The organism is Micromonospora sp. USAFONa4 (genome assembly GCF_057197825.1).
The window spans coordinates 6,896,005-6,911,545 of the sequence record NZ_CM170072.1; the positions used below are offsets into that span (position 1 = coordinate 6,896,005).

Annotated in this window: 16 protein-coding genes and 1 pseudogene; 10 read left to right on the forward strand and 7 right to left on the reverse strand. The window is 73.2% G+C overall.

The window, feature by feature from the left end; all coding sequences use genetic code 11:
* Positions 1-154: 154 nt before the first annotated feature.
* The gene (locus tag AC0OO9_RS29755; RefSeq protein WP_484514042.1) at positions 155-2,188 is read left to right on the forward strand and encodes a beta-galactosidase; all 2,034 of its coding nucleotides are present in this window, start codon (positions 155-157) and stop codon (positions 2,186-2,188) included.
* Positions 2,189-2,230: 42 nt separating this feature from the next.
* Here the strand turns inward: AC0OO9_RS29755 and AC0OO9_RS29760 are convergent, their stop codons facing one another.
* Complete coding sequence (locus AC0OO9_RS29760; RefSeq protein WP_366643488.1) at positions 2,231-2,881, reverse strand: LysE family translocator; 651 nt, start codon at positions 2,879-2,881, stop codon at positions 2,231-2,233.
* Between the two features lie 117 nt (positions 2,882-2,998).
* Between AC0OO9_RS29760 and AC0OO9_RS29765 the strand changes: the two genes are divergently transcribed.
* Together AC0OO9_RS29765 and AC0OO9_RS29770 are read left to right on the forward strand one after the other, a co-directional pair.
* Positions 2,999-3,565 carry a GNAT family N-acetyltransferase gene (locus AC0OO9_RS29765; protein WP_484514044.1) on the forward strand — a complete coding sequence of 189 codons (567 nt, stop codon included), beginning with the start codon at positions 2,999-3,001 and terminating at the stop codon, positions 3,563-3,565.
* Positions 3,566-3,628: 63 nt separating this feature from the next.
* Positions 3,629-4,099, forward strand: coding sequence for a DnaJ family domain-containing protein (locus AC0OO9_RS29770; RefSeq protein WP_484514046.1), 471 nt, complete (start codon positions 3,629-3,631; stop codon positions 4,097-4,099).
* A gap of 7 nt (positions 4,100-4,106) precedes the next feature.
* Here AC0OO9_RS29770 and AC0OO9_RS29775 read toward each other — a convergent pair whose 3' ends face one another.
* Positions 4,107-4,682 (reverse strand): maleylpyruvate isomerase N-terminal domain-containing protein, encoded by a 576-nt coding sequence (locus AC0OO9_RS29775; protein ID WP_484514048.1) that lies wholly within the window; start codon positions 4,680-4,682, stop codon positions 4,107-4,109.
* Positions 4,683-5,005: 323 nt separating this feature from the next.
* On the opposite strand from AC0OO9_RS29775, the gene AC0OO9_RS29780 reads away from it, so the two are divergent.
* The 3 genes from AC0OO9_RS29780 (at position 5,006) to AC0OO9_RS29790 (ending at position 6,910) form a co-directional block, all read left to right on the forward strand.
* Positions 5,006-5,836 carry a nitroreductase/quinone reductase family protein gene (locus tag AC0OO9_RS29780; protein WP_484514050.1) on the forward strand — a complete coding sequence of 277 codons (831 nt, stop codon included), beginning with the start codon at positions 5,006-5,008 and terminating at the stop codon, positions 5,834-5,836.
* A gap of 161 nt (positions 5,837-5,997) precedes the next feature.
* Positions 5,998-6,438, forward strand: coding sequence for a DUF6194 family protein (locus AC0OO9_RS29785; protein WP_357579376.1), 441 nt, complete (start codon positions 5,998-6,000; stop codon positions 6,436-6,438).
* A 106-nt stretch (positions 6,439-6,544) separates the two neighbouring features.
* On the forward strand, positions 6,545-6,910 hold the full coding sequence (locus AC0OO9_RS29790) for a nuclear transport factor 2 family protein (RefSeq protein ID WP_151453168.1): 366 nt from the start codon (positions 6,545-6,547) through the stop codon (positions 6,908-6,910).
* Positions 6,911-6,921: 11 nt separating this feature from the next.
* Here AC0OO9_RS29790 and AC0OO9_RS29795 read toward each other — a convergent pair whose 3' ends face one another.
* From AC0OO9_RS29795 to AC0OO9_RS29805, 3 genes are all read right to left on the reverse strand, one after another.
* Complete coding sequence (locus tag AC0OO9_RS29795) at positions 6,922-7,761, reverse strand: M55 family metallopeptidase (RefSeq protein WP_484514052.1); 840 nt, start codon at positions 7,759-7,761, stop codon at positions 6,922-6,924.
* Positions 7,762-7,817: 56 nt separating this feature from the next.
* Positions 7,818-8,768 (reverse strand): hypothetical protein, encoded by a 951-nt coding sequence (locus AC0OO9_RS29800; RefSeq protein WP_484514053.1) that lies wholly within the window; start codon positions 8,766-8,768, stop codon positions 7,818-7,820.
* Positions 8,769-8,850: 82 nt separating this feature from the next.
* Positions 8,851-9,570, reverse strand: a complete 720-nt coding sequence (locus tag AC0OO9_RS29805) for a CPBP family intramembrane glutamic endopeptidase (RefSeq protein WP_484514055.1) — start codon at positions 9,568-9,570, stop codon at positions 8,851-8,853.
* Positions 9,571-10,018: 448 nt separating this feature from the next.
* On the opposite strand from AC0OO9_RS29805, the gene AC0OO9_RS29810 reads away from it, so the two are divergent.
* Positions 10,019-10,501, forward strand: coding sequence for an NUDIX domain-containing protein (locus AC0OO9_RS29810; protein ID WP_484514056.1), 483 nt, complete (start codon positions 10,019-10,021; stop codon positions 10,499-10,501).
* Here AC0OO9_RS29810 and AC0OO9_RS29815 read toward each other — a convergent pair.
* Both AC0OO9_RS29815 and AC0OO9_RS29820 read right to left on the reverse strand, forming a co-directional pair.
* Positions 10,479-11,531: an ABC transporter ATP-binding protein gene (locus tag AC0OO9_RS29815; protein ID WP_484514058.1), complete on the reverse strand. Its 1,053-nt coding sequence runs from the start codon at positions 11,529-11,531 to the stop codon at positions 10,479-10,481. The two genes, AC0OO9_RS29810 and AC0OO9_RS29815, sit on opposite strands and share 23 nt — an antisense overlap.
* A 121-nt stretch (positions 11,532-11,652) precedes the next feature.
* A pseudogene (locus AC0OO9_RS29820) lies at positions 11,653-12,324 on the reverse strand (ABC transporter transmembrane domain-containing protein); the annotation flags it as partial.
* 232 nt (positions 12,325-12,556) lie between these two features.
* Here AC0OO9_RS29820 and AC0OO9_RS29825 point away from each other — a divergent pair.
* Genes AC0OO9_RS29825 through AC0OO9_RS29835 form a run of 3 tightly spaced genes read left to right on the forward strand, consistent with a single transcriptional unit; the run spans position 12,557 to position 15,535 of the window.
* Positions 12,557-13,765, forward strand: coding sequence for an NAD(P)/FAD-dependent oxidoreductase (locus AC0OO9_RS29825; RefSeq protein WP_484514060.1), 1,209 nt, complete (start codon positions 12,557-12,559; stop codon positions 13,763-13,765).
* Positions 13,762-14,709 (forward strand): RNA polymerase sigma-70 factor, encoded by a 948-nt coding sequence (locus tag AC0OO9_RS29830; RefSeq protein ID WP_484514062.1) that lies wholly within the window; start codon positions 13,762-13,764, stop codon positions 14,707-14,709. Before AC0OO9_RS29825 ends, AC0OO9_RS29830 begins: the two co-directional genes overlap by 4 nt.
* A gap of 55 nt (positions 14,710-14,764) precedes the next feature.
* A complete protein-coding gene (locus AC0OO9_RS29835; protein ID WP_484514063.1) occupies positions 14,765-15,535 on the forward strand; it encodes an MBL fold metallo-hydrolase in 771 nt (256 codons plus the stop codon).
* The last annotated feature ends 6 nt before the right edge of the window (positions 15,536-15,541 follow it).

Sequence of the window (15,541 nt, forward strand, 5' to 3'; positions counted from 1 at the left end):
TCCTCCAGGATGGTTCCGGCGGTCCCGCCAGTTTCTTTGGCTTCTCAACTAACTGTCAACGTCAACCTGCATCGGATCGGCGGAGCATCGGCGTTGACAGGCGCAAACCCCGTCAATATTTTGGACGCTTCCCCAACAAAATTGGCGGTGAGCGATGTGGGGTGACGGCGCGGGGCTGCGCTACGGCGGCGACTACAACCCCGAACAGTGGCCGGCCGAGGTGTGGCGCGAGGACGTCGCCCTCATGCGCCGCGCCCGGGTCAACCTGGTCACCGTCGGCGTGTTCGCCTGGTCGCGGCTGGAACCGGAGCCCGGCCGGCACACCTTCGACTGGCTGGACCAGGTGCTGGACCTGCTGCACGACAACGGCATCTCCGTCGCCCTGGCCACCCCGACCGCATCGCCCCCGCCCTGGTTCTCGCTGGCCCACCCCGACGCCCTGCCGGTGACCGCCGACGGCGTACGCCTGCACCACGGCAGCCGGGACACCTACTGCGCCGCCGCGCCCGCCTACCGGTCCGCCGCCGGGCGCATCGCCGCCGCGCTCGCCGAGCGGTACGCCCACCACCCCGCCCTCGCGCTGTGGCACGTGCACAACGAGTACGGCACCACCTGCCACTGCGCGCACACCGCCCGGGCGTTCCGGCGCTGGCTGGCCGACCGGCACGGCGACCTCGACGCGCTCAACGCCGCCTGGGCCACCAGCTTCTGGAGCCAGCACTACACCGACTGGGCGCAGGTCGACACGCCCCGCGCCACGCAGTACCTGGCCAACCCGGGGCACCTGCTGGACTTCCGCCACTTCTGGTCGGACACCCTGCTCGCCGCGTACGCCGAGCAGCGCGACCTGCTGCGCGCGGCCAACCCGGCGGTGCCGGTCACCACCAACTTCGTCCTCGGCGACTGGGTGCCGGTCGACCACGCCCGCTGGGCCGCCGAGGTGGACCTGGTGGCGATCGACCACTACCCGGACGCCACCGACGGCGGCGCCGAGGAGCAGACCGCCCTCGCCGCCGACCTGGCCCGGGGCTGGGCGCGGCACGGCGCCGGTCGACGCAGCGGCGACGCCGGCCGCCCGGCGCGGTGGCTGCTGATGGAGAGCGCCCCCAACCAGATCCACAGCGGCGGCCGGATGCACGCCAAGGAGCCCGGCCGGATGGCCCGGCACAGCCTCTCCCACGTCGCACGCGGCTCACGGGGGGCGATGTTCTTCCAGTGGCGGGCCCCGGCTGGCGGGGCGGAACGTTTCCACTCCGCGCTGGTGCCGCACGCCGGCCCCGACACCCGCGTGTTCCGGGAGGCCGTCGACCTCGGCGCGACCCTGGAGCGGATCTCGGAGGTCGACGACGGCACCGTCGACGCCGATGTCGCCTTGGCCTGGGACGCCGCCAGCGGCTGGGCCCTGGGCCACCCGGGGATGCCGTCGCCGCTGCTCAACCACCGCGAGGAGGTGTCGGCGGCGCACCGGGCGCTGTGGCGCGCCGGCTTCGGCACCGACATCGTGCTGCCCGGCGACCGGCTCGACGGGTACCGGTTGCTGGTGCTGCCCGCCCTCTACCTGGCCTCCGACGCCACCGCCGACTGGGTGGGCGGGTACGTGCGCGGCGGCGGTCACCTGCTGGTGACGTGGCTCAGCGGGGTCGCCGACGAGCACGCCCGCGTCCGGCTCGGCGGTCACCCCGGGGCGTTCCGCGACGTGCTGGGCGTACGGGTCGAGGAGTTCCACCCCCTCGCCGACGGCGAGACGGTGCCCCTGTCCGACGCCGGGACCGGTCGCCTCTGGGCCGAGACGGTACGCCTCGCCGGCGCGGAGCCGGTGGCCTCGTACGCGGGTGGCCCGCTCGCGGGGCTACCGGCGGTCACCCGCCACCGCAGCGGCGCCGGCACGGCCTGGTACCTGTCCACCCGACCCGACGACGCCACCTACCGTCGGCTGCTGACGCGGGCGGCGCGGGCGGCCGGCGCGACACCCGTCTGCCCGGCGGCGCCGGCCGGGGTCGAGGCGGTCCGCCGACGCGCCGCCGGGGCGAGCTGGCTGTTCCTGCTCAACCACACCGACCGGCCGCAGCGGGTCCCGGCGGCCGGGGTCGACCTGCTCACCGGCGCGACAGCCACCACGGAGGTGCACCTGCCCGCCGGGGGCGCGGCCGTGCTCCGGGAGACCGGCAGCGACGGCGGCCCGGGATAGCGCTGTCGGGGTGGGCCCGCCGGTCAGGGGTGAGGCTGGCGGTCAGGGCATGGCGACGGCGGCGCGGGACCGGTCGGCGGCGATCCGCACCGCCAGCCCCGCCAGCACCGTGCCCATCACGAGTCGCTGCACCCGCAGCCACAGCGGCCGGCGGGCGAAGAACCCGGCGAGCGCGCCGGCGCTGAGCACGATCAGCGCGTTCACCGTCAGCGCCACCGCGATCTGGGTCAGCCCCAGCAGCAGGCTCTGCGCCGCCACGTGGCCACGGGCCGGGTCGATGAACTGCGGCAGCAGCGACACGTAGAGGATCGCGATCTTGGGGTTCAGCAGGTTGGTGACCAGGCCCATGGTGAACAGCCGCCGGGCCGGGTCCGGCGGCAGCGGCGCCGGGGCGAACGGCGACTGCCCGCCCGGTCGCAGCGCCTGCCAGGCCAGCCACAGCAGGTACGCCGCGCCGGCCAGCTTGACCGCCGTGTACAGGGCGGGCACCAGCACGAACACCGTGGCGATGCCGGCGACCGCAGCGGCCAGGTAGACGCCGAATCCGGCGGCGACGCCGAGCAGCGACACCAGCCCCGCCCGCCGGCCCTGCGTCACCGACCGGGACACCAGATAGACCATGTTCGGCCCGGGGGTCAACACCATCCCCAGCGCCACCAGCGCGATGCCCACCAGTGCACCCGTACCGACCATGGTTCCCCCCGTTGCCGATGCTCGCGCCGACCCTACGCCGTACGCCGCCGCGCCGCCGACCCGTGCCGGCGTGCCGCGCGCCCCCACGCTCGACACGGCGGCCGGCACACTGGGCCGATGCTGCACGCCCCCGCCACTGCGAATCTGCCGGAGCTCCTGCTGCGTCCCTGGCGCGACGACGACGCCGACGCCCTGATCGCCGCGTACCGCGACCCGGTGCTGCTGCGCTGGACCCGGGCGCCGGTGACCACGACCGCCGAGGCACGCCGGTTCCTGGCCGCGGCACACCGGGACTGGGACGACGGCCACCGGTTCTGCTTCGCCGTGCTGGAGCCGCACCCGGACGGCGAGACCCTGGTGGCGCAGGTGGTCCTCAAGAACGTCACCGAAGGCGGCGAGGACGCCGAGGTCGGCTACTGGACCGCCGCACCCGCGCGGGGCAGGGGCGTCGCCCCGCACGCCCTGGGCACGGTCACCGACTGGGCGTTCGCCCGGTTCGCCGGCCTGCGGCGGTTGGACCTGCTGCACCAGATCGACAACCCCGCGTCCTGCCGCGTCGCGGAGAAGGCCGGCTACGTCTTCCAGGAGGTGCTGCCGGCCCGCCCGCCGTTCCCCCGCGACGGCCACCGGCACGCCCGCTGGGCCCGATCGGACCGGGAATGCCCGGCCGGGTCGGTGCGCTGACGTCTTCCGTCGGCCCCGACGCGGCGGCCGCGTTACCGTGGGGCCCGGGGGAGGTGGCGGCAGATGGACAGCTGGGAAGCGACCGTCGAGGCGCGCATCCGCGCGGCGCAGGAGCAGGGGGAGTTCGACGACCTGCCGGGCATGGGCAAGCCGATCCCCGGCCGCGGCCAGCCGTACGACGAGTCGTGGTGGATCAAGAGCTTCCTGGAGCGGGAGAAGCTCCCCACCGACCTGCTGCTGCCGACGCCACTGCAACTGCGCCGCCGCATCGAACAGGTGCCCGACGAGGTGCGGGACCTGCCGACCGAGGAGTCCGTGCGCGCGTTCGTCGCCGACCTCAACGCCCAGATCCTCTCCTGGCTGCGTGCGCCCACCGGGCCCCGGGTCGCGGTGCGCCCGGTCAACGCCGACGAGGTGCTCCGCCGCTGGCGGGCCGAGCGGAAGACTCCCGCCGCTGCGATTCCGGTCCCGCCTCCGGCGGCTGCGCCGCGCCGGCGGGGCTGGCGACCGCCCTGGCGCCGTCGGGTGGCGTAGCCCCCGCTCAGTCCACCGCCGCCCGCCACGACCAGGACGTGCGCCGGGGGCGGCCGGGCAGTTCACCACGGCCGGTCAGCCACCGCAGCACCTGCGGCGCGGGCCCGGCGGGCGCGTCCGGGAAGAGCCGCCGCAGCACGGCGGCGCTCAGTGGTTGGGGCGGCTGCCAGGACACCCCGAGGCCGCGGGCGATGTCGTCGGTGTGCAGCAGCGTCTCCGCCACCCCCATCGCCGCGAAGCCCGCCGGGTCGCAGGGCCCGTAGTGCCAGGCCCGCGTCTGCGGCGGGGCGGCGTCGACGGCCGCCCGCAGCAGGCCGCCGCAGGCGACGACGACCCGTAGCACCTCGGCCGGGCCGGCGGCGGGGGAGACGGTCAGGTCGAACGGCAGGTAGCCGTCGTCGGGTCGCCCGCTGACCTGGCCGGCGTACGCCAGCAGGTCGTGCGCGACGTGCGCGGCGGTGGTCCAGCAGCTCCAGTCCAGCCCGCCGGCCGGCACCGTCCAGTCCCGCCCGGTGTGCGGGCCGAGCACGTTGGTCATCTCGGTCACGGCGCGGTCCACGTCGACGCCGGTCAGCTCGGGCATCTCCCGACCGTGTCACCGTGCCACCGCTGCCGCAACCGGATGGCGCTTGCCAGCCGTCGTCACCCGCACTACGGTCGGATCCGTGACTGCCGGGTCGGCCATGGGCCACGAGCGGACAGGGCACCCGGCCGTCAGGTGAGCCGGGGGCGGGCCCGTGGCCCGCCGTCCCCGCGATTGCCGGTGTCGACGTCACGTCCACCGCAGCGCGCTTCCCACCGTCCACGCCGGTCGTCCGCCGGCGTATCCGCATCCTCGCCGCCACCGGTCGCCGGGCGGGCGATCCATCGTGGCCGCACATCCCTGCCCGAGCAGAGAGCAGAGCATTGCCCAACGACTTCAACCAGCAGATCATCGACGAGTTCCGCGCCAACCACGGCCGGGTCGGGGGTCCCTTCGAGGGGGCCCGGCTGATCCTGCTCACCACCACCGGGGCCCGTTCCGGCGCCCCGCACACCACTCCTGTCGGCTACCTGCCCGACGGCGAACGCATCCTCGTCATCGCCTCGGCCGGGGGCGGCCCGAGACACCCGGACTGGTACCACAACCTCCTCGCCGACCCGCTCGCCACCGTGGAGGACGGGGTCTTCACCTACCAGGCCCGCGCGGTCGTGCTGGCCGGCACCGAACGCGACGAGATCTTCGCCCGGGCCGTGGAGGCCGACCCAGGTTGGGCCGCGTACCAGGCGAAGACGGCGCGGGTCATTCCCGTGGTGGCGTTGCACCAGGTGGCGGGCGGGCCGCCGGAGGCGGCGTCCTGGGGCGCGGCGCTCAAACTCGTCCACGACGCGTTCCGTCGGGAGCTGGCGCTGATCCGCGACGAGGTCGCCCGTTCGGGCCCGGGACTGGGCGCGCAGTTGCGGGTGAACTGCCTGACCTTCTGCCACGGCCTGCACCACCATCACCGCAACGAGGACGACGGCATGTTCGCCGGCCTGGAGGGGCAACGGCCGGACCTCGCCCCGGCGCTGGCCCGGCTGCGCGAGGAGCACGGTCGCATCGCGGCCCTCGTCGCACGCCTCCAGCAGGTCGTCGGCGACCCCGACGCCGACCCCGACGAGGCCCGCCGGGAGGTCGAGCGTCTCAGCACCGAGCTGGAGGCCCATCTGACGTACGAGGAGGAGCAGCTCATTCCCGTCCTGGACGGCACCGGCTGACGGCAGGCGACTCGCCCCGCGATCGACCCTGGTCGCGGGGCTCCGGTCGTCGTATGTTGCCGTGCGCGACCCGGTTGTGCCCGGATTTGAGGGCTTACCGCCTACGGACGGGCGAAAACCGGCGTAAGCCTCAACAAGCATTTCAATGAAAAACTTGAGGCATGGACGTTGGTGACATGAAGCGGTACATCCGTGAGACCTTCGACGGGGTGCACGCCCTGGAGGCGAACGGGGACACCTTCTACATCTACGACCCCGGGCGGGACCTGCCCGCCGAGCGACAGCTGCCGTTCGCGACGATCGTGACCGGCGACCACTACGACGACGCCTCCGACCTGGGCAGGCCGGGTGCGTGGCGGCTCAACGTCGGGCTGACCCGCTCGGCGTACGGGGCGCTGTTTCCGCAGGGGCACGGGCCGCACGTCGACCACACGGTGCCGGACACCGTGCTGCCGCATCCGGTCTACGCCCCGCAGCACTGGGTGTGTGTCGTGAACCCAGGCGAGGCGAGCGTGGACACGGTGCGGCAGTTGCTGGCCGAGGCGTACGACTTCGCGGCCCGCAAGCACGCCAACCACCGGTCCCGGCGGGGCTCGTCCTGAGATTCGTGGCGGCCGGCGCGTCCCACGCACCGGCCGTCACACCCCGGGGTTAGTTTCGGCAGGTCTGCCGTCGGGCAGGCTCGCCGAGACGAGGGGACACCGCGCGATGTCGCGTAACACGCAGACCGTCGAGACCTACCTGGACGGCTTCCGCAAGAACGACCACGCGCAGATCCTGTCCTGCCTCACCGACGACATCGAGTGGACGGTCTACGGCGCCTTCCACCTGAAGGGCAAGGAGGCGTACGACGCCGCGATCGAGGGGCCGGGCTTCGTGCCGCCGCCCCGGCTGGAGGTCGTACGCATGGTGGAGCAGGGCGACACCGTGATGGCGGAACTCGTCGGCTCGGTGCGGCGCGACACCGGCGAGGAGATGCGCATGTCGATGGCGGAGGTGTTCGTCATGCGCGACGGCAAGATCGCCGAGCGCCGCGCGTGGGTCATCGAGCTGAAGGAGAACGACCACCGCTGACGGGCGAGAGGTCAGCCGGGCTTGATCTGGCCGAGCTGCACGAGCAGCTGCACCCCCCGGTACACCTCGACCATGTCCTGGCCGGTGAACGTCACCGTACGCGCGCCGGGGGCGCGGGCGAAGCCAGGCACCAGCGTCGCCTGGTCCACGGTCGTCGGGCTGTACAGGTCGACCTCGACGTCGACGGGCCCGGCGAGGGTCAGCGGCGGCACCTGCGCGCGCCGTGCCACCGCCGTGGCGGCTGCACGCCGGAGGCGCTCCTGGGCCTCAGCGGGGTGCAGCGTCACCGCCGCCGCCTGGCCCAGCGCGCTCTTCACCTCGACGGTCACCGCGTCGGGGACCAGGTCGCGCAGCTCGGCACACGCGACGTCGTCACCACTGAGCAGCACCACGGGCACGCCGAAGTGCCCCGCGACGGCGGCGTTCATGCCGATCTCGCCCGTCGGCCGCCCGTTGAGCCGTACGTCGAGCACCGCGTCGCTCATGGTGTGGGCCAGCACCGCCGGCCCCGCACCGGCGCGCGCGTGGTACCCGACGAGCAGCAGCGCGTCGGCGCCCATCTCGAGCCCGGCGACCATGCTCAGCGGGCGGGGCTTGCCGCGCACGAGCCGCGCCCGCCGGTCGAGTTCCTCGGGCAGGAGGTTGCGGAAAGGCCCGTGCGCGTCCGCCACCAGCACGTCCGCGTCCGGCTCCGCGTCGAGCACACCAAGGATGGCCGCGTTCACCTCGGCCGTCATCAGCCTGCGGGAGCGCTCGTAGTCGTAGCCACCCGGGTTCGTCTCCGTCGGGTGGACGATCCCCGAGATGCCCTCCATGTCGGCCGAGATCAGCACCGTGGGTTCCGTCGTCATCGCCTCACCGTACCGACGCGGATCGGGCCGCAGGGGGCACCGCGAGCGCGCTGCGGTCAGCTCTGCTGGTAGTTCACCGCCGCGAGGCCGCAGGGCGCGTGCAGGTGCAGGTAGTAGGCGCCCTCACCGAAGTCCACGTCGGCCCCGCCGACCAGGCCGAGATAGTCCATCGGCTGCCGGCAGGCGGGGCAGTCCACGTGCTCGGCGTCCTGGATCCAGTCGGGATGGCCGCCCAGGGTCGAACCGCCCTCGTCCCACGCGCTGGCCTCGAACGGCGAGGCGCGGCGGGGGCCGACGGCCGGAAGCACGGCCGGCGGGTCCTCCGGCGCGGTGGTGGCCGGCGCCCACTCCGGGCGGCTGTTGCCCGCCCACCAGACGGCGTCGCCGTCCGGCGTTACCTCGCAGCACAGCGTCGTGTAGCAGGCGCAGAGGTGGCAGGTCACGATCCTCAGCCGGCCGGCCCAGCCGGTGTGGGCCAGGGCCTCGCCCACCTCGGGGGTGGCGGTGTCGAGGTCGGCGATGGTCCACAGCGGGGAGGCGCACCACGGGCAGGCAGGACCGTCGGCGGGCCTTGGCACCTCGTTCGGAATCAACCGGTACGCCGTGGGCGCGCACAGCTCCCGGCGGCTGCCGTCGGGAGCGACCGTCCAACCGGCCTGGTGGGCGTAGGCCAGCGCCCCGACGTGCAGTTTGTCGGCTCCGGCCGGCGGCTGCTCCTGCCATCGTCGCAGGGCCTGCTCGGCGTGCGGGTCGCGGGTGTGCGCGAGGATGAGCAGCAGATGGTTGAGCCGGAGGGGAGACTGGCCGGCGTCGACGTCGTCGATGATCCGGTGGACCACGTCTCCGGTCGCGCCGCGGTACAAGGTCGGCGGCCACAGCACGCCCGCGTCGAGCAGCAGCTTCAGGTGTCCGGTGAGGCGTGCCGGCTCGGCGGCGGCGATCTCGCTCAGCTCCTCGAGCGCGGCGTCGTCGCCGGCTCCGGCCGCCCGGATTAGTTCCTCGATCATGGCCGCATGGTAGCCAGGCGGTACGTCGACCAGGCGTGGCGGCGTGCTTCAGGGGCGGCGTCCCACACCGCGTGGTGCCTGTTCAGGCGTTGATCGTCGGCTTGACGGTCGCGTTGCCGCGGATGAGGAACATGGCGACGACGGCGAACAGCATGAACCCGATCGTGGCGAGACTCGTGAGCGCCGACCAGCCGTCCGTTCCGCCGGCGTCGACGGCCTGGTCGATGCCGCCGCTGGACAGGATCGTCGTCGGGTCGGTGATGCCGTGCAGGATGATGGCGGCCCAGATCGTGCCGGTCACGCGCATGACCAGGTACATGCAGATGCCGAAGCAGAAGGTGTAGACGATCGTGCTCGCGACGGTCGAGAGCCGCATGCCGGCGAGCAGGTTGACCGAGTGCATGAGGGCGAACAGCAGAGACGACACGATCGCGACGAAGCGTTCGCCGTGTCCGGCGTCGCGCAACATCTTGACGGCGAGTCCGCGGGTGGCCAGCTCTTCCGCGACGCCGACGCAGAGACCGAGCAGAGCGATCAGCGCGATCTCCTGACCGCTCCAGTTGCTCCAGTTGGTGGCCCCGACATGGCCGACGACCGCGAGGAGCGCCAGCACCGGCCCGATCCACATCCAGCCACGGCCGCGGACCGGTTGAGGTCCGAAGATGGCCCGGAGCCAGCCCACCCGCCAGGCGAAGACGATGAGGGCGGCCGCGCCGATCGCGATGGGCAGCACCAGGGCGAGGAAGATGCTGGCCGGGTCGGCGAGCACGTTGTCCTTGTCGATGTCGTCACCGGCCAGCACACCGACCAGTTGTCCGACGGCGAGGAAGAAGACGAGGTAGACCCCGACCAGCAGGAACGCCTTCCACGTCGCTGGTCGTTCCAGAAGGTGGCGCTCGTGGCGGTCACGTTCGGAGTCTGTCAGAGCGTCGTCGCTGCGGGGAACGACTCATGACACCCGGTCAGCCGTCCCGTCTGAGCTCCCTGGTGAACTCACCCTGACACGCGACGCCCTCCTCGTCGATTATTGGATTACCGATAACGATAAACCAAAAAAGAGACCGCACGAAGGCCGCAAATCGGGCGCACATCATAATGACTGTTATGCGCTGCTCGACGGCGCGTGCCCGGGCCGGGGCACTGTCCGGTCGTCTGGCGTCCCGTTCCACGCGACTACCCTGGGGTGCCGCGCCTGACATGCGGGCATCGGATGGCGAGCGGTCGGTTGTCGGGTTTGGAAGGGGAGCTGAGTGGTCGCGCAACGGCTGCGGGTCGCCGCGTACGGCGTGTGCCTGCGCGACGAACACCTCCTCCTCGCCCGGTACGTGTCGCCCGACGGGTCCCAGCGACACTGGACGCTGCCCGGTGGGAAGGTCGAGCACGCCGAGGATCCGTTCGACGCGGTCGTCCGCGAGGTGGCCGAGGAGACGGGCTACGAGGTTCAGGTCGAGCAGTTACTCGGGGTGGACTCGCGGGCGAGGTACGTCGAGTGGGGTGGCCCCGACGGCGCCGAGTTGCACAGCGTCGGCGTCTTCTACCGCGTACGCGTCACCGGCGGTGAGCTTCGTGACGAGACGGACGGTTCGACCGACCTGGCGCGGTGGATTCCCCTGACGTGGGTGGGCGCCCTGGACCGGTCCGTCGTCATCGACGTCGGGCTCGCGTTGCACCGTCGCGCGCCGCTCACCGGGCACGTGGAGCCGATCGAGGTCACGGGAGCGCTGCGGCACTGACCGCGGCCGTGCCGAGGAAGCCGCCAGACTGCCGCGACCACAGCTCCGCGTAGAGCCCGCCGCGTTCCCGCAGCTCGGCGTGGGTGCCCTGCTCGGCGATGCGACCGGCGTCGAGGACCACGATCCGGTCCATCCGGGCGATGGTGGAGAGCCGGTGGGCGATCGCGATCACCGTACGGCCGGTCATCACCTCGCTGAGCGTGTCGTGGATGGCGGCCTCCGCCTCGGAGTCGAGCGCGGACGTGGCCTCGTCCAGGACCAGGATCGGCGCGTCGCGGTAGAACGCGCGGGCCAGCGCGATCCGCTGCCGCTGGCCACCGGACAGGCGTACGCCCCGTTCGCCGACCTGCGCGTCCAGGCCGGTGCGACCGTCCGCGTCCGTCAGCGTGGCGACGAACCGGTCGGCGCACGCCCGGCGTAGCGCTGCCTCGACCCGGGCGTCGTCGGCGTCGGGGCCGGCGATGTTCTCCCGGACCGAGCGGTGCAGCAGCGTGGCCTCCTGGGCGACCATGGCGATCTGGCCGCGCAGGCTCTCCTGCGTCACGTCCGTGATGTCGGTGCCGTCGATCATGATCGTGCCGGACTCCGCGTCGTGGAACCGCAGCAGCAGTGCGACCAGAGTGGACTTGCCCGCGCCCGACCTGCCGACGATGCCGACGCGCTCACCGGCGGCGACGTCGAGGCTGAGCCGGTCGAGCCCGCCCCCGCCGCGGCCGTAATGGTGGCTGACCTGCGCGAAGGTGATGGCCCCACCCCGCACCCGCAGCTGGGTCGCCTGGGGTTTGTCCGCGACCGCGAGCGGCTGCGCGACGGTCCGCAGGGCCCGCCGGAGCGCGCCGACCGACCCGAACAGCGACGACACGGCGTCCAGGAGCCACTCCGCCATCGCGGTGATCCGGAAGCTGAGCGCCAGCGCGGCCGCGACGAGACCCAGGGGCGCGGCATCGGTACGCCAGAGCACGATCCCGTATCCGACCAGTCCGACGAGCAGCGCGCTGCTGAGCGCCATCATGGTGCCGTTGATCGTCACCTCGACCCGCTGCAGGTCCAGGTGCGCGCCTGGACAGCGCGAACACCCGGCGGTCGTGCGCGGTGCGGGTCTCCTGGCCGCCGAGCAACGCGAGCGTGTCGACGTTGCCGTACGAGTCGACGAGCAGGCCGGTCAGCGCGGACTCCGCGTCCTGCAGGCGCTCCGACGCGCGCCGGTAGCGCGGCACGATCCACCGCATGAGCAGCGCGTACGCCACAATCCAGGCCCCCAGCGGGAGCAGCAGGCGCACGTCGATCGTGGACATCAGCCACACCGAGCCGGCGATGTAGGCGATCACGAACACCAGCGTGTGCACGACCGAGTACGCGGCGGTGCTGGCGGCTTCGCCACCGTCGCGTACCGAGGTGGCGATGCGTCCGGCGAGGTCGGCGCGGAACCAGCCGACGGACTGCCGGGACACGTGCCGGTGTGCCCGCCAGCGGGCGAGCGGGCGGGCGTTGGCGCGGAACGCGATGTCGTCCAGCGCCTCGCCGACGACGTGGACCAGCGGCCTGACCAGGAGCACGAACACGGCGACGGTGAGCAAACCGGTGCCGTGGTCGGCCCAGAGCCGCTCCGGGCTCGCGGCGGCGAGCGTGTCGACGAGGCGTGCGGCGTACCCGATGAGCCACACCTCGATCGCGGCGGCCAGGACGGTGGTGGCGACGGCCGCCGTCACGACCGGTCGTAGCGGGCGCAGCTCCTCCAGGAGGAACCGCCGGGCGCCGGCGGCCGGGGTGCGGTCGTCGCCGGTCGGGAAGGGATCAACAGGGTTTTCGAACAGACCGAACACGAAGTGCCTTTCCGGCGGCGGAGACGGACGGGGAACCGGGGAAAGCGCCGGACGTCCTCATGATCGATCTCCGCTTCGTGTCGGCTGGGTGTCCTCGCGAGGCTAGGCGACATCCCGGCGCGCCGCCTTCCATTTCGCGCCGGGGACCGGGCAGTGATCTGGCCCACGCCTGTCACAACGGTCGGTCACGCGGTGTCTTGAGACCGAAGGCCCAGGAAACGGAGGAGACACCATGAACGGGAACACCGATGTCGTCGTGATCGGCGGCGGGTACGCGGGCGTCATGGCGGCCAATCGCCTGACCCGGCGCGACGACGTGACAGTGACCCTGATCAACCCGAGGTCGACCTTCGTCGAGCGGATCCGCCTGCACCAGTTGGTGGGTGGGACCGACGACGCGGTCGTCGACTACCGGGACGTCCTGGCCGGGCGCGTGCGGTTGGTCGTCGACAGCGTGACCCGGATCGACGCTGCGGATCGCCGCGTGACGCTGGCGACGGGCGGCACGGTCGGCTACGACTACCTGGTCTACGCGGTGGGTAGCGGCAGCGCCGCGCCGGACGTGCCCGGGGCGGCCGAGTTCGCCTACCCGGTGGCGAGCCTGGAGGAGGCCCAGCGGTTGCGGCCCGTCCTCGCCGCCGCCCCCGCCGCGGCCCCGGTGACGGTGGTCGGCGGGGGCCCGACCGGCATCGAGACCGCCGCCGAGCTGGCGGAGGCGGGACGGGCCGTGACCCTGGTCTGCGGTGCGGTGCTCGGTCCGTACCTGCATCCTCGGGTTCGGCGCTCGGTGGCCGCGCGGCTCGCCCGGCTCGGGGTGACCGTGCTCGACGGCCCCGACGCGACGGTGACGGCCGTCGCCGGCGATGCCGTGCGGCTCGGTGGCGGTCGCCGGCTGCCGAGCGCGGTGACCATCTGGACCGCCGGATTCGGCGTGCCGGACCTGGCCCGCCGCAGCGGGCTGAGCACCGACGCGTCGGGCCGGCTGCTCACGGACGAGACGCTGACGAGCGTGGACGACGCGCGCATCGTCGCGGCCGGGGACTCGGCGGCGCCGTCGGACCTGCCGTTCCGGATGAGTTGCCAGGCCGCGATGCAGCTCGGCCCGCAGGCCGCCGAGACGGTGCTCAGCCGGCTCGCGGGTGAGCAGCCCGCACCGGTCCACGTGGGCTTCGCCGGCCAGTGCGTCAGCCTGGGGCGTCGCGCCGGCCTGTTCCAGTTCTCCCGCAGGAACGACACCGCGGTGCGACTGCACCTCGGCGGCCGCCCCGCCGCGAAGCTCAAGGAACTCGTGTGCCGGAGCATCATCTGGCAGATGGCGTACGAGGCACGCAGACCCGGTTCGCTCGCCGTGCGGATCAAGGACGACACGCGCCAGCAGTTGCTGCGGGCCGGGCGCGTCGAGGCGCCGGCCACCACCGCACGGGCGGCCCGGCCGTCATGAGAGCCGTCGACCACCGAGGGCCGACCGCGAAGGAGCGCAGGGGGGACACGAGCGACCACGGCACCGACGCGGCGACCGAGACCTTCGTCGCCCACCGCAACCTGCTCTTCACCGTCGCGTACGAGATGCTCGGGTCGGCGGCCGACGCCGAGGACGTCCTGCAGGAGACCTGGCTGCGGTGGGTCAGGGTCGACATGGACCAGGTACGCGACGGGCGCGCCTACCTGGTCCGGATCACGACCCGGCAGTCGCTCAACCGGCTGCGCGCGATGAAGCGCCGCAGGGAGGCCTACGTCGGCCCATGGCTGCCCGAGCCGCTGCTCACCGCGCCGGACGTGGCCCTGGACGTCGAGCTCGCCGAGAGCGTGTCGATGGCGTTGATGCTCGTCCTGGAGACGCTGTCGCCGACCGAGCGCGCCGTGTTCGTGCTGCGGGAGGCGTTCGAGGTCGGCTACGACGAGATCGCCACCGCCGTCGGCCGGAGCCCCGCGGCCGTCCGGCAGATCGCGCACCGCGCCCGCCAGCACGTCGACGCCCGCCGCCCCCGCCGGGTGGTCTCCCCGAGCGAGGCCCGGGCGGCGCTGGAGTCGTTCCGACGCGCGATCGAGACCAGGGACCTGCGGGGCCTGCTCGACGTGCTCGCCCCGGAGGTCGTCCTGGTCAGCGACGGCGGTGGCGTCATGCAGGCCGCGTTGCGGCCGGTCACGGGCGCGCAGAAGGTGGCCCGGATGTTCCTCGGTGGTCTGCGCAGACTCGACGGCGTACTCACCGGCGGGCCGACCACGGTCAACGGCAACCCGGCACTGCTCGTACGCCTCGACGGCGAGATCGACGGCGTGCTGGCGCTGCGGGTCGAGGACGCACGGATCACCGGCCTCTACTACGTCCGCAACCCGGAGAAGCTGACCCGGATCCGGTCGGCGACCCCGCTCACCCTGAGATGAACAGTCGATTACGGTTCCTCACGGCAGAGCCATCCCCCGACCGTGAGGAACCGTGGTGACCGACACCAGCACGACGACCGTCCCCGTCCCCGTCCGCGTCTTCGGCGGCCCGACCGCCCTCATCGAGTACGGCGGCCTCAGGTTCCTGACCGACCCGACCTTCGACGCCCCCGGCGACTACCCGCTGGGTCCCGGCATGGTCCTGACCAAGACGGCTCCCGCCGCCGCCGGCGCGGCCGACCTCGGCCCCGTCGACGCGGTGCTGCTCTCCCACGACCAGCACCCCGACAACCTCGACCACGCCGGTCGGGCCCTGCTGGCCGACGTCGCCCTGACCGTGACGACTCCCAGCGGCGCGGGTCGTCTCGGCGGCACCGCCCGGGGCCTGGCGCCGTGGGAGTCCGTCGAGCTGGAGCGCCCCGGCGGTGGCACCGTGACGGTGACGGGCGTGCCGGCCCGGCACGGCCCGGAGGGCTGCGAGCCGCTCACCGGCGAGGTCGTCGGGTTCGTCCTGACCGCCGCCGACCTGCCCACGGTCTACGTCAGCGGCGACAACGCCTCGCTGGACCTGGTGCGGCAGATCGCGGAGCGCTTCGGGCCGGTCGACACCGCCGTGCTGTTCGCCGGGGCCGTGCGTACCCCCATGTTTGACGGCGCGCTGCTCACCCTCGACAGCGCCCAGGCCGCCGAGGCCGCCCGCATCCTGGGCGCGCGGCGGGTCGTGCCGGTGCACGTGGACAGCTGGGCCCACTTCACCGAGGGGCGCGACGACGTGGTCGCCGCGTTCACCCGGGCCGACCTGGCCGACCGACTTCAGCTGAGCTGAGCGGCC

Bases quoted from the DNA above. Each gene is read 5' to 3' on its own strand.
- AC0OO9_RS29755 (WP_484514042.1), top strand. From the start codon at position 155: ATGTGGGGTGACGGCGCGGGGCTGCGCTACGGCGGCGACTACAACCCC.
- AC0OO9_RS29760 (WP_366643488.1), bottom strand. From the start codon at position 2,881: ATGGTCGGTACGGGTGCACTGGTGGGCATCGCGCTGGTGGCGCTGGGG.
- AC0OO9_RS29765 (WP_484514044.1), top strand. From the start codon at position 2,999: ATGCTGCACGCCCCCGCCACTGCGAATCTGCCGGAGCTCCTGCTGCGT.
- AC0OO9_RS29770 (WP_484514046.1), top strand. From the start codon at position 3,629: ATGGACAGCTGGGAAGCGACCGTCGAGGCGCGCATCCGCGCGGCGCAG.
- AC0OO9_RS29775 (WP_484514048.1), bottom strand. From the start codon at position 4,682: ATGCCCGAGCTGACCGGCGTCGACGTGGACCGCGCCGTGACCGAGATG.
- AC0OO9_RS29785 (WP_357579376.1), top strand. From the start codon at position 5,998: ATGGACGTTGGTGACATGAAGCGGTACATCCGTGAGACCTTCGACGGG.
- AC0OO9_RS29790 (WP_151453168.1), top strand. From the start codon at position 6,545: ATGTCGCGTAACACGCAGACCGTCGAGACCTACCTGGACGGCTTCCGC.
- AC0OO9_RS29795 (WP_484514052.1), bottom strand. From the start codon at position 7,761: ATGACGACGGAACCCACGGTGCTGATCTCGGCCGACATGGAGGGCATC.
- AC0OO9_RS29800 (WP_484514053.1), bottom strand. From the start codon at position 8,768: ATGATCGAGGAACTAATCCGGGCGGCCGGAGCCGGCGACGACGCCGCG.
- AC0OO9_RS29825 (WP_484514060.1), top strand. From the start codon at position 12,557: ATGAACGGGAACACCGATGTCGTCGTGATCGGCGGCGGGTACGCGGGC.
- AC0OO9_RS29830 (WP_484514062.1), top strand. From the start codon at position 13,762: ATGAGAGCCGTCGACCACCGAGGGCCGACCGCGAAGGAGCGCAGGGGG.